Here is a 20,830-nt window from a genome sequence, read left to right as displayed (position 1 = left end):
GGCTGCGATTTATTTCATATTGTTTCAGGAGTTTCAAAGATGTCTGATCGTCAGAGCGGTACCGTGAAGTGGTTCAACGATGCCAAGGGCTTCGGCTTCATCACCCCGGAAAGCGGCCCGGACCTGTTCGTGCACTTCCGTGCCATCCAGGGCAACGGCTTCAAGTCGCTGCAGGAAGGCCAGAAGGTAACCTTCGTCGCCGTGCAGGGCCAGAAGGGCATGCAGGCTGACCAGGTGCAGGCGGTCTAATCCGCTTGCTACCTTAAGGTAGCTATGAACGCCGGAAGCGAAAGCTTCCGGCGTTTTTTTTTGCCCGCGTTCCAGCCGGGCGACGCCCTTGTTCGTCACGCTTCGCGCAAACGCTGCCCACTACGCTATGGGAACCCTTCATCGCGGATCCCCTGCATGCGCATCGTCCACCACCTCGACAATTCCCGTTCCCTGCGCGTCCTGTGGGCGCTGGAAGAGCTCGGGCTGGACTACGAACTCAAGCAGTACGCGCGGGATGCCAAGACCATGCTCGCGCCTGCCGCGCTCAAGCAGATCCACGGGCTGGGCAAAGCCCCGGTGCTGCAGGACGGGACGCGGATGCTGGCCGAATCCGGTGCGATCCTGGACTACCTGGCCGATACCTACGACAAGGAGCGCGTGCTTTCCCCCGCGCCGCAGCCGTCCGGCAGTGACGAGCGCATGGCGTACCGGTATTGGCTGCACTACGCCGAAGGTTCGGCCATGCCGCCGATGCTGCTGACGCTGGTGATGGCCCGTATCCGCAACGCGCCGATGCCGTTCTTTGCCCGCCCCATCGCGCGCGCGATCGCGGACAAGGCAGAGCAAGGCTTCGTCGGGCCACAGCGTCGCCTGCATTTGGACTGGATGGAGCAGCGGCTCAGCGAAAGCCCGTGGTTTGCCGGTCAGCGCTTCACCTTGGCCGACATCCAGATGAGCTTCCCCTTGCAGGCCGCGGGCAGCCGCGGCGATGGCCTGGCCGACAAGCCGGCGATCCGCAGCTTCCTGCAGCGCATCGAGCAGCGTCCGGGCTACCAGCACGCCGTGGCGCGTGGCGGCAGCCTGAAGGCGCTGGACGGCCGCTGAGGAGGCGACTTGCCGGCTCGCGCGGGCATCCCCATGTAGTCGGCATGGATACGCAATCGCCGCACTTCGACAACCGCCTTATCGCCACCCTGCCGGGGGATCCAGAGCAGGGGCCACGCCGCCGTGAGGTGATCGGGGCCGCGTGGTCGGCGGTCATGCCCACCCCGGTCGCCGCGCCGGGCACCCTGGCCGTCTGGCCGGAGGTCGCCGCGCTGCTCGGTCTGCCGGCTGCGTTCGTTGAAAGCAGTGAGTTCGCGGAGGTGTTCGGCGGCAACGCCTTGCTGGCCGGCATGCAGCCGTGGGCCGCTAACTACGGCGGCCATCAGTTCGGCCATTGGGCAGGGCAACTGGGTGATGGACGGGCGATCTCGCTGGGTGAACTGGCCGCTGCCGACGGACGCCACTGGGAGCTGCAGTTGAAGGGCGCAGGGCCGACGCCCTACTCGCGCGGGGCCGATGGCCGCGCCGTGCTGCGGTCGTCGATACGCGAGTTCCTGTGCAGCGAGGCGATGCACCATCTGGGCGTGCCGACCACGCGCGCGCTGTCGCTGGTCGGCACCGGCGAAGGTGTGGTGCGCGACATGTTCTACGACGGCCATGCAAAGGCCGAGCCTGGCGCCATCGTATGCCGCGTGGCGCCTTCATTCCTGCGCTTTGGCAGCTTCGAGCTTCCCGCTTCGCGCGGCGATGTGGTGTTGCTGAAGCGGATGGTCGACGCGTGCATCGCCCGTGATTTCCCCGAGCTGCAGGGCAGCGATGATGCGCTGCTGGGTGCATGGTTTGGCGCGGTGTGCAGGCGCAGCGCGGAAATGGTCGCGCACTGGATGCGCGTGGGCTTCGTGCATGGCGTGATGAACACCGACAACATGTCGGTGCTCGGGCTCACCATCGACTACGGCCCGTATGGCTGGGTGGAGGATTTCGACCCGGAGTGGACGCCCAATACGACCGACGCACAGGGGCGGCGCTACCGGTTCGGCACCCAGCCACAGGTGGTGTTCTGGAACCTCACCCGGCTGGCGCAGGCGGTGGCGCCGCTGTTCGCCGACGTGCAGCCGCTGCAGGCGGGATTGGACACCTTCCAGGTCACGTTGGCCGCCTGCACGCGACGCGACGTCGCCGCCAAACTCGGTCTGTCCGTGGCGGGCGAGGACGACCTGCAGTTGCACCAGCGTTGGCAGGGGCTGATGCAGGACGGAGCGATGGACATGACCCTGGCCTACCGGGCGCTGATCCGCTTCGATGTCACGCGTCCGGATGCCGCTGTGCTGGACGGCGTGTATTACGACCCTGCGCGCCAGGCCGCCGTCCATGCGTCGCTGCTGCAGTGGCTGGGTGACTATGCCGCGCGGTTGCGTGCCGATCCCCTGTCGGTATCGGAGCGGATGACGCGGATGACCCGCGCCAATCCCCTGTACGTGCTGCGAAACTGGCTGGCCCAGGAAGCGATCGAGCGTGCCGAGCAGGGCGATCTGGGCGGTGTGCGGGCGCTGCAGGAGGTCCTGCGTGATCCCTACACCGAACGTGCCGGGCTGGAGCATTACGCCGGCAAACGTCCGGCGTGGGCGGATCACAAGGCAGGCTGTTCGATGCTGTCGTGCAGTTCCTGAGAAGCGCGGTGGAGTGCTCTTCTGTAAGACGATGGCACTACCTGTTCAGTTCGGTAATCGCACACATAGTCGATAAACGCACTTGAATGGTGCAGTGCGATAAAACTACTTTCATCCTCGTTCCAAGCGATCCACCCCTGGCGGGGCGAGGGCAGTGCCGAAGCGGTGCTGAAGCCAGGTGCAGGGGAAGACCGCCGGGATTCCTTCCACCTGTGCGGAGTTCGCATGCGCCGTCGTCTGTCTGCCGTTTCCCTGTTCCTGCTTGCCGTGCTGCCATCGCTGGCGCTGGCCTACCAGGCCGAACCGCCGCGCGAGGCGCTGCAGGTGCTGCGCGTGGACCGCTATACCGACGATGCGGCGCCGGGTTCGCTGCGTTGGGCGATCACCACCGCCAACCAGGCTCCCGGCCGTCATCGCATCGAGATCGAAGCGGTCGGCCAGGCGCCCTACGTGATCCGCCCGGCTTCGCCGTTGCCGGAGATCATCGGGCCGGTGCAGATCATCGGCATGCCGTGGGGACGCGAGGGCGTGCACGTGGCCATCGATGGTTCGGCCTATGTCACCGGCACCGGCACTGACGCGTGCCCGGGTGCCGAGCCGGGTCAGTCGGGCACCAACGTGCGCACCACCACGCTGCCGGGACTGGTGCTGCGCGATACGCAGGGCGTGGAGCTGGCCGGGCTGGAGATCCGCAACTTCTGCATCGGCGTGCTGATCAACCGCGCCAGTCACAGCGAGATCCATGACAACCGCATCGTCGCCAACAAGGGCGGCGCCGGCATCATGCTCACCGGCGATGATGGCACGGGCCAATCTACGCCCACCACCACCGTGCACAACCGGATCGTGCGCAACGTGTTCCTGGACAACGGCGATGGCCTGGAGCTCACCCGCGGCGCGGCCTGGAACCTGGTCGCCGACAATCTGTTCCAGTCCACCGACGCCAATCCGGAACCTTCGCAGGGCATCGAAATCCTGTGGGGCAACGACAACAGCGTGATGCGTAACCGCTTCGTCGATTACTCCGACGGCCTGCAGATCAACTGGGGCAACCGCAACTACATCGCCGCCAACACGTTCACCGGCAACTCGATCGGCCTGAGCATCACCGGTACCGGCAACGTGGTCGATGGCAACACCATCACCGGCAATGGCATCGGCATCGCCGTGCGTCCGCAACCGATCAGTGCACCGAACCGCTTCACCGCCAACCGGCTGGCCGGCAATGGCCTGCGCATCGAACGCTGCGAAGCCGGTGGTGCATGTGCGCCCGGCCAGGCACGCGGCGCGATCGTGTTCGGTGTGCCGGGGCTCGAACATGCCACGTTCGAAGGATCACGCGGCCGTGGCGTGGACACCGACCCATCCAAGCGTGCACGCATCTGCAGCGCCGCAGGGCAGGCCGACTGCCAGCCATTGGCCAACCTCGGCCAGGCCGCACCGACGCTGCAATCGGTGCAGGGCAGGGGTGCTGCACGCGTCGTGCACGGTGTGTTCAACGGCGCGCCGGACCAGCGCTACCAGGTCGAACTGTTCGGTAACGCGGCAAAGGGCAGCAGCGAGGCCGAACGCGTGCTGGGTACGGTGCAGGCGATCACCGATGCGCAGGGGCAGGGGCGGTTCGAGGTGCCGCTGGCCGATGCGGGAGACGGCGCCGGGCTCGCCACTGTGACCGCGACGGTGACGTCCGCGTTGGGCGCCACCTCCCCGTTGAGCGCGCCGCTGGCGCTGCGCTGATGACCTCCTTCCGGAACCTTTCGATGACGTCCACTTCCTCCTGCCTGCGGACCACCGCCACCGTCGCCGCCCTGCTGATGCCGATGCTGGCCAGCGCGCAATCCGCCAACGCTTACGACGGCCAGACGCTCACCGGTGACTGGGGCGGCACGCGCAGCGAGCTCGCCGCGCGCGGCATCACGTTCCGCGGCGACTACGTCGGTGAAGCGATGGGCGTGGTCGACGGCGGCTACGGTGAGACCGGCGCGCGCTACGCACAGCAGGTCCGCGTGGGCATGGACCTGGACATGGGCAAGTTGGCCGGGTGGGACGGCGGCATGCTGCACGTCACCCTCAATGATCGCCGCGGGCGCAGCACCTCGGTCGACTTCGTCGGCAACCGGTTCCCGATCCAGGAAGCCTACGGCGGCCAGTACACGCGCCTGACCGAGCTCAGTTACGACCAGAAATTCGCCGATGGCCAGTCGTATTTCAAGCTGGGCTATTACGCGATGGGCAACCAGTTCGGGCTGCACAGCCTGTTGACGCATTTCGTCAACGCGGCGTTCTGCGCGCATCCGTTGGCAATGTCCGGCAACAGCGGCTGGTACAACTACCCGGTGGCGCGCTGGGGCGGTGAGATCGCCCAGCAGGTCAGTCCGGCGCTGAATGTGCGCACCGGCTGGTTCCAGGTCAATCCGAACCTGGGCGGCAACATCGAGCGCAACGCCTTCCGACCGTTCGCTTCGGGCACCACCGGGTCGTTGTTCCCGGTAGAGCTGATCTGGACGCCCGGCAAGGGCGGTAATCATCCCGGCGTCTACAAGTTCGGCGGTTACTACGACACCTCGCGCGTGCCGCGGCGCGGCCTGGAACCGACCGCTACCACCGGCCGCCATGGCGGCTACGTGCTGGCCGAACAGCGTCTGACCCGTGAGGCCGGTGACCCGGAGCGGGGCCTGACCGCCTTTGCCCAGTACATGGTCTCCGACACCGATACTGCGCAGATCCGTCGCTGGTATGCCGTGGGCGGTGTCTACCAGGGAATCGGCTCACGGGACCAGGACAGCATCGCGCTGGGTTACGTCGGTGCCGACATCAATCGTCGGCTGATCGATGACCGCCGCGCCACCCTGGTCGAGGCGGGTGTACCCGGCGATTCGTCGCTGTACCACCTCAGCCAGGCCGAGGAACTGTTCGAGCTGTCCTACAGCGTGCAGGTCAATCCATGGCTGATGATCCGCCCGGACGTGCAGTACATCGTCAATCCGGGCACGTTTGCCTACACCCGCACCGACAACGCCTGGGCGCTCGGCGTGCAGGCCAAGGTGACCTTCTGATGCGTTTCTTTTCTTGCCCGATGACTCCCATGCGCGCGCTGACGCCCCTGCTGCTGGCCGTGGCCTGTGCCACCTCGATTACTGCGGTACAGGCCGCGCCGCCAGCGGTGGCGCCGTTGCAGATCGGCACGCTGCGCATCGGCGAGGGCATGCCCAAGACGATCGTGCCGATTACCGGGGCGACGGCGGAGCAGGCACTGCAGCAGGCTGCGGTGATCGCCGCCAGCGCGTCCACCGATATCGCCGAGTGGCGGATCGATTACCTGGATATCGCCACCGACGGCACCGCCCTGCTCGCGCTCGGCAAGCGCATCGAGCAGGCGTTGGCAGGCAAGCCGCTGATCGTGACCTTCCGCACCCAGGCCGAGGGCGGCAGCAAGCCGATCCGCGATGCCGACTACGGTGCGCTGTACGCCACCCTGCTGCGCGGCGGTTTCGTGCAGATGCTGGACGTGGAGATGTTCCGTGACCCGCAGGTGGTGCAGTCACTGGTCAGCGCGGCACACCAGGCCGGTGCCAAGGTGGTGATGTCCAGTCATGATTTCCACGGCACGCCACCGCGCGAGGAAATCGTGGCGCGCCTGCTCAGGCAGCAGGCGATGGGAGCGGACGTGCTGAAGATCGCGGTGATGCCGCGCGACGCCGGTGACGTACTGGCGCTGCTGGATGCCACCTGGCAGGTGCGCCAGCAGAGTGACCGTCCGTTGCTGACGATGGCCATGGGCGGCACCGGCGTGGTCTCGCGGCTGGCGGGGGAAACCTTCGGCCAGGCGATGACCTTCGGCATGATCGGCACGCCCTCCGCGCCCGGACAGGTCGACGTAGAGCAGCTGCAATCGGTGCTGCAGGTCATCCATGCATCCAGCCAGGCCGGCCGTTGAAGCGCGCCTGCCAGCTCCTTTCCGTCGTGTGTCGTCGCAGGTATTCCGCATGAGCAGTGCTTCCGTAACCGCCCCACCGCTGGTCCTGGAAAAAATGACGTCGTTCCAGTGGACGGCCATCGCCATCTGCGTGCTGTTGAACATGCTCGATGGCTTTGACGTGATGGTGATGGCGTTCACCGCACCCCACGTGTCCAGTGACTGGGGACTCTCCGGCAAGGCACTGGGCATGATGCTCAGCGCCGGCCTGGTCGGCATGGCACTGGGCTCCTTCCTGCTGGCACCGCTGGCTGATCGCTGGGGACGGCGGCCGATGATCATGTGCTGTCTGGCGATCCTGACCGTGGGCATGGCGCTGTCGGCGCTGGCCGCCACGGCCTGGCAGCTGGCCGCGCTGCGGGTGTTCACCGGTATCGGCATCGGCGGCATGCTGGCCGGCGTCGGGGTGATCACTGCCGAATATGCCAACGCCAAATGGCGCAGCACGGCGGTGGCTCTGCAGGCGACCGGCTACCCGATCGGTGCCACGTTGGGCGGGGTGCTGGCCGCGTGGATGCTGCAGCACTTCAGCTGGCACAGCGTGTTCCTGATCGGTGCGGCGGCCTCGCTGCTGTGCATCCCGCTGGTGCTGGCGTGCCTGCCCGAATCGCTGGATTTCCTGATCGCACGGCGTCCGGCCGACGCACTGCCTCGCTTGAACAAGCTGCTGGCGCGGATGCAGATGCCCGCGCTGCAGGCGCTACCCCCGGCGCCGTCGCACGGAGGTGGGCGCAAGGGCTATGCCGCGTTGTTCGTCGGTCATCTGCGCCCGGTGGCGGTGTTCATCGCGCTGGCGTTCTTCCTGCACATGTTCGCGTTCTATTTCGTGCTCAGTTGGACGCCCAAGCTGCTGGTATCTGCCGGCGTTTCGGCACAGCAGGGCATCACCGGCGGGGTGCTGCTGAACCTGGGTGGCATCGTCGGCGGCAGCCTGTTCGGGTGGCTGGCCTCGCGCTGGGCGCTGTCACGGCTGACCGCCGCCGCCTTGCTGATGGCGATGATCGCGATGCTGGTGTTCGCCGGCTTCAACACCACGCTCGGCGTCGCCTTCCCGGTGGCCTTCGTGATCGGTGCGGCGCTGTTTGCCGCGATGGCCGGCCTGTATGCGGCCGCGCCGGTGGTATTCGCTGCGGATGTACGCACCACCGGGTTGGGCTGGGCGATCGGCATCGGCCGGGTCGGCGCCATCCTGTCGCCCCTCAGTGTCGGCCTGCTGGTGGATCGAGGGTGGCCGCCGTCCGCGCTGTACGTGCTGTGCGCGCTGCCGCTGGGTCTGGCGGCATGGGCCTGCCTGCGGCTGCGGGTCGGCGTGGGGCAGGCACGCACATGACCACGGGATCGGCAAATGAAAGCGTGTTCGATTATCGAACGGCATGTCCGAATATCGGATTGATCGTCCGGTCCCGCATGACGACCATGTCGGTATCCGGTTCTTCTTCGTACGTCGCATCACCGCCTGCCGCTACCGGCAATGCAGGGATGGTGCAGGGAGCAATGCAGTGATCGACAAGACCGTGGCCGATGCAACAGCTGCAGTGGCCGATATCCACGATGGTGCGACGGTGATGATCGGCGGGTTCGGTACCGCCGGCATGCCCGATGCGCTGATCGAGGCGCTGATCGAACAGGGCGCGCGCGAACTGACCATCATCAACAACAACGCCGGCAACGGCGATTCCGGCCTTGCTGCGTTGATCCGCCACAAGCGCGTGCGCCGCATCGTCTGCTCGTTCCCGCGGCAGGCCGATTCGCAGCATTTCGATGCCGCCTACAAAGCCGGTGAGATCGAACTGGAACTGGTGCCGCAGGGCAACCTGGCCGCGCGCATCCACGCTGCCGGCGCGGGGCTGGGCGCGATCTTCACGCCGACCGGCTATGGCACGCAGCTGGCCGAAGGCAAGGAAACGCGCGAGATCGACGGACGCCACTACGTCCTGGAGCTGCCGCTGCATGCCGATTTCGCGCTGATCAAGGCGGACCGCGGCGATCGCTGGGGCAACCTGGTGTACCGCAAGACCGCGCGCAATTTTGGCCCGCTGATGGCGATGGCCGCGCGCTGCGCGATCGTGCAGGTGCGTGAGGTGGTGGCGCTGGGTGGGCTGGATCCGGAAGCCGTGGTGACGCCTGGCATTTTCGTGCAGCGGGTGGTCGCCATCGGCGCTGCGCAGGCTGCAGAAAGGAGTGCGGCATGAACCGTCTGAGCCGCCAGCAGATGGCTGCACGCGTGGCGCGCGACATTCCCGAAGGGGCCTACGTCAACCTCGGCATCGGCCTGCCGACCACCGTGGCCAACTTCCTGCCGGCCGACAAGGAAATCCTGCTGCAGAGTGAGAACGGCCTGCTTGGGATGGGCCCTGCGCCCGATGCCGGCGAGGAAGACCCGGATCTGATCAATGCCGGCAAGCAGCCTGTGACGCTGTTGCAGGGTGGCTGCTATTTCCACCACGCCGATTCGTTCGCGATGATGCGCGGCGGCCACCTGGACATCTGTGTGCTCGGCGCCTTCCAGGTGTCGGCACACGGCGACCTGGCCAACTGGAGCACCGGGGCGGCCGATGCCATTCCCGCCGTCGGCGGTGCGATGGACCTGGCGATCGGTGCAAAGCAGGTGTTCGTGATGATGGACCTGCTGACCAAGCAGGGCGAGAGCAAGCTGGTTGCCGAATGCAGCTATCCCTTGACCGGCCTGCGCTGCGTATCGCGTGTGTATACCGATGTCGGCGTATTCGACGTGGGTGCCGCGGGTGCGCGCGTGGTGGAGATGGTCGAGGGCGCCAGCCTTGAGCTGCTGCGCGAGCTGACCGGCCTGCCGCTGCAGATGGCCGAAGGAGCTTGACATGAGCCTGCACGATACCTACATCGTCGACGGCATCCGCACGCCGATCGGTCGCTACGCCGGCGCACTGGCCGGCGTCCGTGCCGATGACCTCGGCGCGGTCCCGCTGAAGGGCCTGCTGGCGCGTCATCCGGGGCTGGATCCGGCGCTGATCGAAGAGGTTTACCTGGGCTGCGCGAACCAGGCTGGCGAAGACAACCGCAACGTGGCGCGCATGAGCCTGCTGCTGGCGGGCTTGCCCGTTACCGTGCCCGGCAGCACGGTCAACCGCCTGTGCGGCTCCGGACTGGATGCCATCGGTACGGTGGCCCGCGGCATCGCCGCCGGCGAGTTGGGGCTGGCCATTGCCGGTGGCGTGGAATCGATGTCGCGCGCACCGATGGTGATGGGCAAGGCCAGCACCCCGTTCGCTCGTGATCAGATGCTCGAAGACACCACGATGGGCTGGCGTTTCATCAACCCGCGCCTGCGCGAACTGCATGGCGTGGAGACCATGGGTCAAACCGCCGAGAACGTGGCCGAGCGCCATGCGATATCGCGCGAGGACCAGGACCGGTTCGCGCTGCGCAGCCAGCAGCGCGCGGCGGCGGCGCAGCAGGCGGGCTTCTTCGACGGCGAGATCGTCGCGGTCGACGCGCCGGGCCGTAAGCGCGGCGAAACGGTGCGCGTCGAGTACGATGAACACCCGCGCGCGGACACCACGCTGGAGGCGCTGGCCCGGCTGAAGCCGCTGTTCCGCCAGCCCGGCACCGTCACCGCCGGCAATGCATCGGGCATCAACGACGGTGCCGCCGCGCTGCTGCTTGCTTCCGCAGCACAGGTGCATGCCCTGGGCCTGATGCCGCGCGCGCGCATCCTCGGCTTTGCCAGTGCCGGCGTGGAGCCATCGGTGATGGGCATGGGCCCGGTGCCGGCGACGCGCCGGCTGCTCGCGCGGCTGGGCTTGTCGATCACCGACTTCGATGCCATCGAACTGAACGAGGCCTTCGCCTCGCAGGGCTTGGCCTGCCTGCGCGAACTCGGCGTCGCCGACGATGCGCCGCACGTCAACGCCAACGGCGGTGCGATCGCGCTCGGCCACCCGCTGGGCATGAGCGGCGCCCGCATCGTGCTCACCTTGATGCGTCAGCTGGAAGCCAGCGGCGGTCGACGTGGCCTTGCCACCATGTGCATCGGGGTCGGCCAGGGCGTGGCGCTGGCCATCGAGCGGGTGTGACCCGCGCTTCCCCCATCCTGTTTCACGGCCGCCGCCCGCCCTGCGTGGCAGCGTGCGCGAATGCATCAGCCGCGGCCTACGGGCCGCCAGCCAACCGGAGTACGCGATGAGCGATCCCACTGAACTGCGCGGCTATCGAAAGCCGTATCCCGGCACCCAGCCGCCCCGCATCCACCTGCCGTACGCGTCCACCGCGAAGCGCGGGCCCAGCCGTGATCCGATCGCGATCCCGGTAACGCTGTCCGAGGCGACCGGCCCGACCCTGGACCGCATCACCCTGGGCGAGCATGCGGCCGATCTCACCGCCGGGTTCGCCGGCGAACCGCTGGGCGAGCGCATCATCGTCAGCGGCCGCGTGCTGGATGAGAACGGGCGTCCGGTGCGCAACAGCGTGGTGGAGGTGTGGCAGTGCAATGCGGCCGGTCGTTACCTGCACAAGGGCGACCAGCACGATGCACCGCTGGATCCGAACTTCAAGGGCACCGGCCAGGTGTTGACCGATGCGCACGGCCGCTACCGCTTCACCACCATCAAGCCCGGTGCGTATCCGTGGCGCAACCACTACAACGCCTGGCGCCCGGCACACATCCATTTCTCGCTGCACGGCGAAGGCATTGGCCAGCGCCTGGTGACCCAGATGTATTTTCCGGGCGATCCACTGCTGGACTACGACCCGATCTTCAACTGCGTGGATGACGCCAAGGCGCGTGCGCGCATGGTGTCGGCATTCGACTGGGAAACCAGCGCCAACGAATTCGCCCTCGGCTACCGCTTCGACATCGTGTTGCGTGGCCGCAAGATGACCGTGTGGGAGTGAACCAATGAGTTTCCAATCTACCCCGTGGCAGACCGTTGGGCCGTACTACCGTCTGGGCCTGGAACCGCTGTACCGCACCGACATCGCACCGGCCAGCGCGCTCGGCGAGCGCGTGGAAGTACGCGGGCAGGTGTTCGATGGCACCGGGCTGCCGGTGTCCGATGCCGTGCTGGAAATCTGGCAGGCCGATGCCAAGGGAATCTATGCCCATGCCGAGGATCCACGCCGCGACGACCACGACACGGCCTTCGATGGCTGGGGACGGGTGCCCACCGATGAGAACGGGCGCTTCGCCTTCAGCACGATCAAGCCGGGCAGCGTCGCCGGGCCCGGTGGCCGCGCACAGGCGCCGCACCTGGTGGTTCTGGTATTCATGCGCGGCCTGCTGCGCGCAGCCAGTGCACGGCTGTACTTCAGTGACGAGCCGCGCAATGCAGAGGACCCCATCCTGCTGCTGGTGCCGGCGGAACGTCGTGGCACGCTGCTCGCGCAGGCACAGGGCGATGGCTTGTACCACTGGAACGTGCACATGCAGGGACCGGACGAGACGGTCTTCTTCGATTACTGAGCGGTTCTCCACGCCCGCTGATCGCGGGCGTGGGTAAGCTGGTCCCCTCTGGATGGATGGCGGTACATGAGCGAAACCCATTCCCTGCTCGGGGACCTGTTCGGCGATCCGATCGTCGATGCCGGGTTCACCGATGCCGCACGCCTGCAGGCGATGCTTGATGTGGAGCGCGCGCTTGCACACGCGCAGGCGCGCTGCGGTGTCATTCCGCAGACGGCGCTGCCCGCCATCGAAGCGTCCTGCCACGCCCACCTCTACGACATCGCGGCGCTGGCCCAGGCCACGGCATTGGCAGGAAACCCCGCCATTCCGCTGGTCAAGGCACTGACCGCGCGCGTGCGCGCCGATGACGCCGACGCCGCGCGGTGGGTGCATTGGGGGGCCACCAGCCAGGACATCATCGATACCGGTGCGGTACTGCAACTGAGGCGGGCGCTGGGCCAGATGCAGGCGAAACTGCAGCACCTCTGCGCCGCACTGGCTGCACTGGCCAACGCCGAGCGTGATACCGGCCTGCCGGGACGCACCCTGCTGCAGCAGGCCGTGCCGGTCACCTTCGGGCTGAAGGCGGCGGGTTGGCTGGATGCCCTGCAGCGCAGCCAGCAACGGCTGCAGTCGCTGCATGCCGATACGCTGGTGCTGCAGTTCGGCGGGGCCGCCGGCACGCTGGCGTCGCTGCAGGGACGCGGCCTGGACGTGGCGCAGGCGCTCGCGGAGGGACTGCAGCTGCCGTTGCCGGCGCTGCCCTGGCATGCCGCCCGGGACCGCATCGCCGAACTGGGCAGCGTTTTCGCACTGCTGGTCGGCAGCCTGGGCAAGATCGCCACCGATATCGTGCTGCTGATGCAGTCTGAAGTGGCAGAAGCCTTCGAACCGGCGGGCGAGGGCAAGGGCGGATCGTCGGCGATGCCGCACAAACGCAATCCGGTGGGCTGCGTGGCGGCGATTGCCGCGGCCACCCGCGTGCCCGGATTGCTGTCCACGTTGTTCAGCGCCATGCCGCAGCCGCACGAACGCGCGGCCGGGCAGTGGCATGCGGAATGGGAAACCGTGCCGGAGATCGTTCGCCTGTGCGCCGGCAGCCTGGCCCAGGTCACGGTGGTGGTGCAGGGCCTGCAACTGGACCGTGCGCGCATGCAGCAACACCTGGGCAGTCACGGTGGCCTGCTGTATGCCGAGGCGGTAGCGGTCACCCTGGCGGAGCAGGTCGGCAAGGCGGCCGCACACGCACTGGTGGAGCAGGCCGCGCAGCAGGCGCTTGCCCGTTCGCAGCCCCTGCGCGAGGTGCTGCAGTCAAATCCAGAAGTCACCCGGCATCTGGGCAGCGACCAACTGGATGCGCTGTTCGCCGCCGACAGCTGGCGTGGCATGGCCGATACATGGATCAACCGCGTGCTGGCGCGCGTCCCCCACCATGATTGATGGAGCATGCATGGCGTTCCTTGAGCTTCCGCGACACCGTCTCCGCTATGTAGTGGAAGGGCCGGCCGATGCCCCTTGGCTGACCTTCTGCAATTCGCTGGGCACCGATCTGCACATGTGGGAGCCGCAGGCACGCGCCTTCAGCGGTCGCTTCCGCGTGCTGCGTTACGACCGGCGCGGCCACGGACTGTCCAGCACGCCGCCGGGCCTGTACACGGTGGATGACCTCGGTGCCGACGTGCTGGCGCTATGGGACCACCTGGGCATCGAACGCAGCCATTTCTGCGGGCTGTCGATCGGCGGACTGACCGGACAGTGGCTTGGCGTGCACGCCGGTGAACGTCTGGCCTCACTGACCGTGGCCGCCACCGCCGCCAGGATCGGCACCGTGGAAAGCTGGCAGGCACGTATTGCAGAGGTGCGCCAGTCCGGGCTGCAATCGCTGCTGGAAGGCACCCGCGAGCGCTGGTTCAGCAAGGCGTTCGCGCAGGCGCATGCGCAGCAGGTCGAAGACATCCTGCAGCGCTTCCTGACGACCTCGGCCGAAGGCTATGCCGGCTGCTGCAATGCGGTCGGCCATGCCGATTTCCGCGGCCGGCTGGCGGACATCAAGGTGCCTACGCTGGCCATTGCCGGTGACGAGGATCCCGTCTGCCCGCCGGCCGACCTGCAGGCCATCGCCGCCGGTGTCGCGCAGGGACGCTATGCCAGCGTGCGCGGGCGGCACATCTGCAACCTGGAGTCGGTCGACGCGTTCAACGCGGCGCTGGCTGATCATCTGAACGCCTGAGGAGCATCACGATGGACGAACAGCAACGTTACGAAGCCGGCTTGGCGGTACGCCGCGAGGTCCTGGGCGAGGCACACGTGGAGCGCTCGCTGCAGGCGCGTACCGATTTCACCGAGGAGTTCCAAGCCTTCATCACCCGCACGGCGTGGGGCACGGTGTGGACGCGCGACGGTCTGCCGCGGCACACCCGCTCGCTGCTGACCATCGTGATGATGGTGGCGCTGGGGCACGACGAAGAGTTCAAGCTGCATATCCGCGCAGCCCGCAACAACGGGGTGACGCCGGAGGACATCAAGGAAGTGCTGTTGCAGGCGGCGATCTACTGCGGCGTGCCGGCAGCCAACCACGCCTTCGCCCTGGCCAAGCCGATCCTGGAAGAACAGGCGACCGAATGATGCCGTAGTGACGGCCGATCGCTGCCGGTAGTGACGGCCGCTGGCCGTCAGGTTTCGACCTCAGCCCAGCAGCATCCCCAACTGCTGCGCCGATTCGCGCAACCGCGGCAGGATCCGGGTCTGCATCGTGCCCAGGCTGATGCGCCCAGCCTGGGTGCCGATGTTCAGCGCACCCACGACTTCGCCACTGCGGCGCAGCACCGGAACGGCGATCGAACGCAGCCCGATCTCCAGTTCCTGGTCGACCAGCGCCACGCGTTCGCGGCGCACCTTGTCCAGTGTCTCCAGAAACTCATCCACCCGGGTAATGGTGCGTTCGGTGCGCGGGCGGAGCGGCGTGCGCTCCAGGTAGCCGTCCAGCGTGTCACGCGGAAGCGCGGCCAGCAGCACCCGGCCCATCGACGTGCAGTAGCACGGCAGGCGGCTGCCGGCGCGTAGCCCGATGGACATGATGCGCACCGTTTCGGCGCGCGCGATGTACAGCACGTCATCGCCATCCAGCACGCCCAGCGAACACGACTCGTGCAGGTCATCGCGCAGCGCATCCAGTACCGGCTGCGCGGCTGCGGTCATCGACGAGGACGCCACATAGGCGCCGCCAAGACCCAGCACGCGCGGCAGCAGCACGAAGCCACGGCCCTGTTCGCCGACATAGCCCAGCTTCTGCAGGGTGTGCAGTACGCGGCGCACGGCCGCGCGCGAAATGCCGGTCTCGCTGCTGATCTGCGACATGGTCACTTCGCGCGGGTGCTGCGAGAACACCGTCATCACTGCCAGGCCACGGCCCAGCGAGGTCATGAAATCCGGATCGCCCTGGTTGTCCTGGATCTGCTGCATCAATGCGTGGGACAGGCCACGGTCCTGTGGCGGGGCAGGGGACGGCTTGGGGCGACGACTGGGGGGAACAACAGGCATGTACGGAAGGTTCGCGCGGTGATCCTGCATGGTAAGTGCTGGCGCCGAAGATGCGAAACCGCAGGCACCCTGGTCGTGGCGACCACGGTGCCTGCAGGTGCCTTATTTCGACGGCAGTGCGTAGGCGATCACGTAGTCACCGCGATCCGGTGACTGCCGCGCGCCGCCTGCGGAAATCACCACGTACTGGCGACCGGTGGTCGGCGATACGTAGGTGATCGGCGTGCCCTGGCTGCCCACCGGAAGGCGCGCTTTCCACACTTCCTTGCCGCTGCGGCTGTCATAGGCGCGCAGGTAGAAGTCCTGGGTGCCGGCAAAGAACAGCAGGCCGGACTGGGTAGCCAGCGAACCGCCCAGTGTCGGCATGCCAACCGGAATCGGCAGGTGCATGCGGATGCCCAGCGGGCCGGTGTCCTGCACGGTGCCAACCGGCACCTGCCAGACCAGCTGGCGGGTCGCCAGATTGATCGCCGACATCGTGCCGAACGGCGGCTTCTGGCACGGGATGCCCAGCTTGGACAGGAAACGGTCGCGCAGCGAACCATACGGCGTGCCGGTCTGCGAGGCCGCGCCCATTTCCACGCCGCCAGCGCCACTGGTCATCTGCGCGCGCGGAATCAGCTTGGTCCACAGGCCCAAGCGCATGTCATTGACGAACAGATAGCCGGTCGTCGGGTCCACCGAGGCACTGCCCCAGTTCATGCCGCCCAACGAGCCCGGCCACTGCAACGCCAGGTCTTCTCCCGGCGGGGTGAACATGCCGTCGTAGCGCATCTGCTTGAACTGGATGCGGCACAGCATCTGGTCGATGGGCGTGGCGCCCCACATGTCCGACTCGGTCAGGGTCTGTGCACCGATCTGCGGCAGGCCCACCGAAAGCCGTTGGGTCGGCGCGTAGCGCTCGCCCTCTGCATTGCCTTGCGGCGCCGCGACGTCCGCCACCTCGGCGATGGGCTGGCCGGTGGCACGGTTGAGCATGAACACCTGCCCGGCCTTGGTGACCTGAAGCAGGGCAGGCAGCGTACCGCCCTTGCCGTCGGGGACATCGGTCAGCGTCGGCTGCGCCGGCAGATCGTAATCCCACAGATCGTGGTGGACGGTCTGGTAGACCCAACGCTCCTTACCGGTCGCCACGTCCAGCGCCACCAAGGCCGAGCTGTACTTGTCATCCTGCGGCGTCCGCTCGCCGGCCCACTGGTCCGGCGTGGTATTGCCGGTGGGCAGGTAGACCAGTCCAAGCTGGGCGTCGTAGGCCATCGAGGTCCACACGTTCGGGGTGGCGCGGGTGTAGTGGACGGACGGATCCAGCGGCACGTCCGGAGTTTCTTTGGAAAGATCCCATACCCAGGTGAGCGCGCCGCTGCGCACGTTGTAGGCGCGGACCACGCCGGACGGCTCATTGACTTCGATGTTGTCGGCCACGCGCCCGCCGACCACCACCAGGTCACCGGCCACCAGCGGGGCGGCGGTCAAGGTGAAGAAGCCCGGCTTGATCTCCCCCATGCCCTGTTTCAGGTCCACGACGCCATTGCTGCCGAAGTCCGGACAGGCCGCACCCGTGGCCGCATCCAGTGCGAACAGGCGGGCGTCGATGGAGGTCATCAGAATGCGTTTTTCGCACAGCGCCGGCGCGGCGCCGGCTGCTGCCGGCGTCGGTGCTGGATCGGTCGGGGTGGGCGCCGCCGTGCCCGCCAGCGGCTGGCTGGCATCGAAGTAGCCCAGCCCGCGGCAGCGTTGCCAGTTGGGCGCGGTGGCCTTGGGATCAAAGGCCCAGCGCTGGCGGCCGGTATCGGCATCGACGGCGATCACCCGGTTGTGCGGAGTGCACAGGAACAACGTGTCGCCGATCTGTAGCGGCGTGCTCTGGTCCTCGGCGCCGAAGCCGTTGCTCTCCGGTATGTCGCCGGTATGCGCGGTCCAGGCAACCTGCAGTTGATCCACATTGTCCAGGGTGATCTGGTCCAGCGCGGCGAAACGGGTGCCTGCGGTGGTGTTGCCCCAGTGCGCCCAGTCGCGTTGCTGGGTGCCTTCGGCGACCGGCGTGATCGGGGGCCGTGTGCCCTCGGCGGCCACGACGGGACGCTCACGGAAGGCCGAGGCGCCGGTGCCCAGCAGCCCCACCAGCAGCAGGCCGGCGATCACGTAGCCGCCCCTGCCTGGTGCCAGCCCGCGAGCGCGACGCAGTGCCGGCCAGGTCAGGGCCACCAGCAGGGCCAGCACCGCCGGCATCACCAGCCGCGATACCAGCGGCCAGAACTCCAGGCCCACGTCCACCAGGGACCAGACGATGGTGGCGAGGAAGGCGAGCGCGTACAGCAGCGCGCCGCCCGGGCGTCGCCGCAGTATCAGCACGCCGGCCAGCAGCGAGGCCGCGCCCATCGGTGCGAAGTAGCCACTGCCGCCAAGCAGCAGCAAGCGCACACCGCCGACCAGCAGCACCAGGCCAAACAGAGCGACCAGCAGACCGGTCAGGATGACCAGCGCCCGGCACAGCGCCGGGTTTTTTGTTTTCTCGTCCACGTTGCATGAACCTCTACGTTCGAAACCCGGCCGCGGGGTCGGGCAGGCCCGCGCGCGCGGACGCGTGGCGGGGACCGTCGGCATTCACTTCCCTGCGGATCAGAAGGGGCGACAGGGCATCGCTGCACTGTGCGCTGGAACGAGGTGAATGTCCGGCAGGGGCGATTATCGCACGTGTGTGCGATTTTGGAGAGTGCTCGACGCGTCACGCGTGGAACGCAGCGACACGGCGACGGCGCCGACCGGGGCTGCGCACGGGCAGCAAGGCGACGATCTGCCTGTTACCCTATGCCGCCAACTCCGCTGGCCTTGCAATGACCGACGCATCCGTCGAACCGCAGTGGGCATCGCGCCTGCGCGACATCGCTGATTTCCCCAAGCCGGGCATCCTGTTCAAGGACATCATGCCGCTGCTCGCCAACGGCGATGACTTCCGCGCCGCGGTCAAGGCGATGAGCGCACGCTGGCGTGACCTGCAGCTGGATGCGGTGGTCGGCATCGAGTCGCGCGGCTTCATCCTGGGCGCAGCCATGGCACACGAGCTGGGTATCGGCTTCGTGCCGGTGCGTAAGCCGGGCAAGCTGCCGGGCAAGGTGCTGCGCGAGGAATATACGCTGGAATACCGCAGCGACTGCATCGAAGTGCACGCCGACGCGTTGCCGGCCGGTGCGCGGGTGGCGATCATCGATGACGTACTGGCGACCGGCGGCACGCTGGTGGCGGCGCTGTCTTTGGTGCGGCGCCTGGGCGTGAACGTGGTGGGTGCCGGCGTGCTGGTGGAGCTCGACGGCCTGGGCGGCCGCGGCCGCTGGGAAGCCGACCTGCCGCTGCACGCAGAACTGGTGTACTGAGGGACCCGCCGGTCCGACCGGAATGCACGGTCGGCCGGGAACAAACGGGCGGCTGGAATACACGGTCGGCTGGAATGCCCGGTCGGCCGGAAATACACGGTCCGCCGGAAATAGCGGTTGGCCGGAAATACACGGTCCGGCTTAAATACACGGTCGGCTGAAAATACACGGCCGTCCGAAACAAACGGCCGGCCGATACAAACGGTCGACCGGAATCCGGTAGAGCCGACTTCAGTCGGCTGTTGTTGCGTGCGAAGCCGACTGAAGTCGGCTCTACCAGACGCAAAGCAGGCCCGAAGCAAGCCAGGCCCGAAGCAAGCCAGGCCCGAAGCAAAGCAGGCCCGAAGCAAAGCAGGCCCGAAACAAGCCAGAGCACCGGCGTACCGATGCGTGACTCTTACATCACCCGGGTGCGGAAGCGGCGGCCCTTGATCTTGCCTTCTTCCAGCTTGCCCAGTGCGCGGTTGGCGTGGTCGCGGGCGATCGCCACGTAGGAGCGCGTGGGATAGATCGCGATCTTGCCGATGTGCTTGCCCGCCAGTCCGGCATCGCCGGTCAGTGCGCCCAGGATGTCACCTGCACGCAGCTTGTCGGTCTTGCCGCCGTCGATGCGCAGGGTGCGCATGGCCGCCTGCGGCAGTTCGTCCGGGCGCGAGGTGGCCAGCGGGGTTTTCTGCCAGTCCAGCGGCTTGCCACGCTGCGCTTCCAGTGCCTCGGCGCGCGACTTCTCGCGGCCCGCGACCAGGCTGATCGCCATGCCGCTGGCGCCGGCGCGACCGGTGCGGCCCACGCGGTGCTGGTAGGTCTCGATGTCGGTCGGCAGTTCGTAGTTGATCACTGCAGCCAGGTCTTCCACGTCCAGTCCGCGCGCAGCCACGTCACTGGCCACCAGCACGTTGCAGCTGCGGTTGACGAAGCGCACCAGCACTTCCTCGCGGTCGCGCTGCTCCATGTCGCCATGCAGGGCCAGCGACGAGAAGCCGAACTGCTGCAGCGAGTTGGCGACCTCGTCGACATCCTTGCGGGTATTGCAGAACACCACCGCCGATTCCGGGGTGTACTTCAGCAGCAGGCCGGCCAGCGCCTTCTGCCGATGCGCCGGCTCTACTTCGCAGAACAGATGGCGGATGTCGGGGGCGTCGTCGGCACCGTCCACGGTCACTTCCACCGGTTCGCGCAGCACGTCGCGGCCGATCGCGCGGATCGCGTCGGGGAAGGTGGCCGAGAACAGCATCGTCTGCCGATCCTTGTGCGTGCGTCCTGCGATCTCGCGGATGGGCTCTTCAAAGCCCATGTCCAGCATGCGGTCGCCCTCATCCAGCACCAGGGTGCGCACCTGGCCCAGGTTCAGCGCACGCTTGCGCGCCAGTTCCTGCACGCGGCCGGGGGTGCCGACCACCACGTGCGGGTGGTGGGCTTCCAGCGAGGCCAGTTGCGGGGCCAGCGGCGAGCCGCCGGTAAGCACCAGCAGCTTCATGTTGGGGATGCCGGTGGCCAGCTTGCGGATCTGCTTGCCGACCTGGTCGGCCAGTTCGCGGGTAGGGCACAACACCAGCGCCTGCACGCGCTGGGTGGCCGGATCCAGTGCCTGCAGCAGGCCCAGCCCGAAGGCGGCGGTCTTGCCGCTGCCGGTCGGCGCCTGCGCGATCACGTCGCGGCGGTCGAGGATGGGGGGCAGGGCGCGCGCCTGGATGGCGGTCATCGTGGTGTAGCCAAGCGCTTCCAGGCCGGGCTGCAGGGCCGGGCTCAGCGGCAGGGTCGAGAATTCATTCATGGCGCATTGTACGGGGTCCGCGCCGGGCCTGATCCCTTTTCCCCA

Annotated in this window: 19 protein-coding genes; 16 read left to right on the top strand and 3 right to left on the bottom strand. The window is 67.5% G+C overall.

Features of this window, described 5'->3' with window-relative positions; all coding sequences use genetic code 11:
- The first annotated feature begins 39 nt into the window (after positions 1 to 39).
- The 15 genes from ABRP17_RS01645 (at position 40) to pcaC (ending at position 14,725) form a co-directional block, all read left to right on the top strand.
- The gene (locus ABRP17_RS01645; protein ID WP_042615064.1) at positions 40 to 249 is read left to right on the top strand and encodes a cold-shock protein; all 210 of its coding nucleotides are present in this window, start codon (positions 40 to 42) and stop codon (positions 247 to 249) included.
- A 156-nt stretch (positions 250 to 405) separates the two neighbouring features.
- Positions 406 to 1,095: a glutathione S-transferase gene (locus tag ABRP17_RS01640; protein ID WP_192093760.1), complete on the top strand. Its 690-nt coding sequence runs from the start codon at positions 406 to 408 to the stop codon at positions 1,093 to 1,095.
- Positions 1,096 to 1,139: 44 nt separating this feature from the next.
- Positions 1,140 to 2,705 carry a protein adenylyltransferase SelO gene (locus ABRP17_RS01635; RefSeq protein ID WP_349985273.1) on the top strand — a complete coding sequence of 522 codons (1,566 nt, stop codon included), beginning with the start codon at positions 1,140 to 1,142 and terminating at the stop codon, positions 2,703 to 2,705.
- Positions 2,706 to 2,930: 225 nt separating this feature from the next.
- On the top strand, positions 2,931 to 4,442 hold the full coding sequence (locus tag ABRP17_RS01630; RefSeq protein WP_349985271.1) for a NosD domain-containing protein: 1,512 nt from the start codon (positions 2,931 to 2,933) through the stop codon (positions 4,440 to 4,442).
- A gap of 23 nt (positions 4,443 to 4,465) precedes the next feature.
- A complete protein-coding gene (locus ABRP17_RS01625; protein ID WP_349985269.1) occupies positions 4,466 to 5,761 on the top strand; it encodes a carbohydrate porin in 1,296 nt (431 codons plus the stop codon).
- On the top strand, positions 5,761 to 6,642 hold the full coding sequence (gene aroD / locus ABRP17_RS01620) for a type I 3-dehydroquinate dehydratase (protein ID WP_349985267.1): 882 nt from the start codon (positions 5,761 to 5,763) through the stop codon (positions 6,640 to 6,642). The genes ABRP17_RS01625 and aroD overlap by 1 nt, the downstream gene beginning before the upstream one ends.
- Before the next feature lie 49 nt (positions 6,643 to 6,691).
- Positions 6,692 to 8,011, top strand: coding sequence for an MFS transporter (locus ABRP17_RS01615; protein ID WP_349985266.1), 1,320 nt, complete (start codon positions 6,692 to 6,694; stop codon positions 8,009 to 8,011).
- 169 nt (positions 8,012 to 8,180) lie between these two features.
- On the top strand, positions 8,181 to 8,873 hold the full coding sequence (locus ABRP17_RS01610) for a 3-oxoacid CoA-transferase subunit A (protein WP_349985309.1): 693 nt from the start codon (positions 8,181 to 8,183) through the stop codon (positions 8,871 to 8,873).
- Positions 8,870 to 9,517, top strand: a complete 648-nt coding sequence (locus tag ABRP17_RS01605; protein ID WP_188324294.1) for a 3-oxoacid CoA-transferase subunit B — start codon at positions 8,870 to 8,872, stop codon at positions 9,515 to 9,517. The genes ABRP17_RS01610 and ABRP17_RS01605 overlap by 4 nt, the downstream gene beginning before the upstream one ends.
- Before the next feature lies 1 nt (position 9,518).
- A complete protein-coding gene (gene pcaF / locus ABRP17_RS01600; protein ID WP_372486860.1) occupies positions 9,519 to 10,733 on the top strand; it encodes a 3-oxoadipyl-CoA thiolase in 1,215 nt (404 codons plus the stop codon).
- 106 nt (positions 10,734 to 10,839) lie between these two features.
- Positions 10,840 to 11,550, top strand: a complete 711-nt coding sequence (gene pcaH / locus ABRP17_RS01595) for a protocatechuate 3,4-dioxygenase subunit beta (protein WP_349985263.1) — start codon at positions 10,840 to 10,842, stop codon at positions 11,548 to 11,550.
- A 4-nt stretch (positions 11,551 to 11,554) separates the two neighbouring features.
- Positions 11,555 to 12,118 (top strand): protocatechuate 3,4-dioxygenase subunit alpha, encoded by a 564-nt coding sequence (pcaG, locus tag ABRP17_RS01590; protein ID WP_349985261.1) that lies wholly within the window; start codon positions 11,555 to 11,557, stop codon positions 12,116 to 12,118.
- A gap of 66 nt (positions 12,119 to 12,184) precedes the next feature.
- Positions 12,185 to 13,540 (top strand): 3-carboxy-cis,cis-muconate cycloisomerase, encoded by a 1,356-nt coding sequence (locus tag ABRP17_RS01585; protein ID WP_349985260.1) that lies wholly within the window; start codon positions 12,185 to 12,187, stop codon positions 13,538 to 13,540.
- A gap of 10 nt (positions 13,541 to 13,550) precedes the next feature.
- Entirely contained in the window at positions 13,551 to 14,330 is a 780-nt protein-coding gene (gene pcaD, locus ABRP17_RS01580; RefSeq protein ID WP_349985258.1) for a 3-oxoadipate enol-lactonase, read from the top strand.
- 11 nt (positions 14,331 to 14,341) lie between these two features.
- Positions 14,342 to 14,725, top strand: coding sequence for a 4-carboxymuconolactone decarboxylase (gene pcaC, locus ABRP17_RS01575; RefSeq protein ID WP_188324289.1), 384 nt, complete (start codon positions 14,342 to 14,344; stop codon positions 14,723 to 14,725).
- A 60-nt stretch (positions 14,726 to 14,785) separates the two neighbouring features.
- On the opposite strand, the gene ABRP17_RS01570 is transcribed toward pcaC, so the two are convergent.
- Together ABRP17_RS01570 and ABRP17_RS01565 are read right to left on the bottom strand one after the other, a co-directional pair.
- Positions 14,786 to 15,640 carry an IclR family transcriptional regulator C-terminal domain-containing protein gene (locus tag ABRP17_RS01570; protein WP_188324288.1) on the bottom strand — a complete coding sequence of 285 codons (855 nt, stop codon included), beginning with the start codon at positions 15,638 to 15,640 and terminating at the stop codon, positions 14,786 to 14,788.
- A gap of 102 nt (positions 15,641 to 15,742) precedes the next feature.
- Complete coding sequence (locus tag ABRP17_RS01565) at positions 15,743 to 18,160, bottom strand: membrane-bound PQQ-dependent dehydrogenase, glucose/quinate/shikimate family (RefSeq protein WP_349985255.1); 2,418 nt, start codon at positions 18,158 to 18,160, stop codon at positions 15,743 to 15,745.
- 314 nt (positions 18,161 to 18,474) lie between these two features.
- Between ABRP17_RS01565 and ABRP17_RS01560 the strand changes: the two genes are divergently transcribed.
- Positions 18,475 to 19,011 carry an adenine phosphoribosyltransferase gene (locus tag ABRP17_RS01560; RefSeq protein ID WP_188324286.1) on the top strand — a complete coding sequence of 179 codons (537 nt, stop codon included), beginning with the start codon at positions 18,475 to 18,477 and terminating at the stop codon, positions 19,009 to 19,011.
- Between the two features lie 397 nt (positions 19,012 to 19,408).
- Here the strand turns inward: ABRP17_RS01560 and dbpA are convergent, their stop codons facing one another.
- The gene (gene dbpA, locus ABRP17_RS01555; RefSeq protein ID WP_188324285.1) at positions 19,409 to 20,785 is read right to left on the bottom strand and encodes an ATP-dependent RNA helicase DbpA; all 1,377 of its coding nucleotides are present in this window, start codon (positions 20,783 to 20,785) and stop codon (positions 19,409 to 19,411) included.
- Positions 20,786 to 20,830 lie beyond the last annotated feature (45 nt).

This window comes from Stenotrophomonas sp. WHRI 8082 (genome assembly GCF_040223995.2).
Lineage (GTDB): Bacteria > Pseudomonadota > Gammaproteobacteria > Xanthomonadales > Xanthomonadaceae > Stenotrophomonas.
This window is presented reverse-complemented; position numbering and strand designations above follow the sequence as displayed.

Bases quoted from the DNA above. Each gene is read 5' to 3' on its own strand.
- ABRP17_RS01645 (WP_042615064.1), top strand. From the start codon at position 40: ATGTCTGATCGTCAGAGCGGTACCGTGAAGTGGTTCAACGATGCCAAG.
- ABRP17_RS01640 (WP_192093760.1), top strand. From the start codon at position 406: ATGCGCATCGTCCACCACCTCGACAATTCCCGTTCCCTGCGCGTCCTG.
- ABRP17_RS01635 (WP_349985273.1), top strand. From the start codon at position 1,140: ATGGATACGCAATCGCCGCACTTCGACAACCGCCTTATCGCCACCCTG.
- ABRP17_RS01630 (WP_349985271.1), top strand. From the start codon at position 2,931: ATGCGCCGTCGTCTGTCTGCCGTTTCCCTGTTCCTGCTTGCCGTGCTG.
- ABRP17_RS01625 (WP_349985269.1), top strand. From the start codon at position 4,466: ATGACGTCCACTTCCTCCTGCCTGCGGACCACCGCCACCGTCGCCGCC.
- aroD (WP_349985267.1), top strand. From the start codon at position 5,761: ATGCGTTTCTTTTCTTGCCCGATGACTCCCATGCGCGCGCTGACGCCC.
- ABRP17_RS01615 (WP_349985266.1), top strand. From the start codon at position 6,692: ATGAGCAGTGCTTCCGTAACCGCCCCACCGCTGGTCCTGGAAAAAATG.
- ABRP17_RS01605 (WP_188324294.1), top strand. From the start codon at position 8,870: ATGAACCGTCTGAGCCGCCAGCAGATGGCTGCACGCGTGGCGCGCGAC.
- pcaF (WP_372486860.1), top strand. From the start codon at position 9,519: ATGAGCCTGCACGATACCTACATCGTCGACGGCATCCGCACGCCGATC.
- pcaH (WP_349985263.1), top strand. From the start codon at position 10,840: ATGAGCGATCCCACTGAACTGCGCGGCTATCGAAAGCCGTATCCCGGC.
- pcaG (WP_349985261.1), top strand. From the start codon at position 11,555: ATGAGTTTCCAATCTACCCCGTGGCAGACCGTTGGGCCGTACTACCGT.
- ABRP17_RS01585 (WP_349985260.1), top strand. From the start codon at position 12,185: ATGAGCGAAACCCATTCCCTGCTCGGGGACCTGTTCGGCGATCCGATC.
- pcaD (WP_349985258.1), top strand. From the start codon at position 13,551: ATGGCGTTCCTTGAGCTTCCGCGACACCGTCTCCGCTATGTAGTGGAA.
- pcaC (WP_188324289.1), top strand. From the start codon at position 14,342: ATGGACGAACAGCAACGTTACGAAGCCGGCTTGGCGGTACGCCGCGAG.
- ABRP17_RS01570 (WP_188324288.1), bottom strand. From the start codon at position 15,640: ATGCCTGTTGTTCCCCCCAGTCGTCGCCCCAAGCCGTCCCCTGCCCCG.
- ABRP17_RS01560 (WP_188324286.1), top strand. From the start codon at position 18,475: ATGACCGACGCATCCGTCGAACCGCAGTGGGCATCGCGCCTGCGCGAC.
- dbpA (WP_188324285.1), bottom strand. From the start codon at position 20,785: ATGAATGAATTCTCGACCCTGCCGCTGAGCCCGGCCCTGCAGCCCGGC.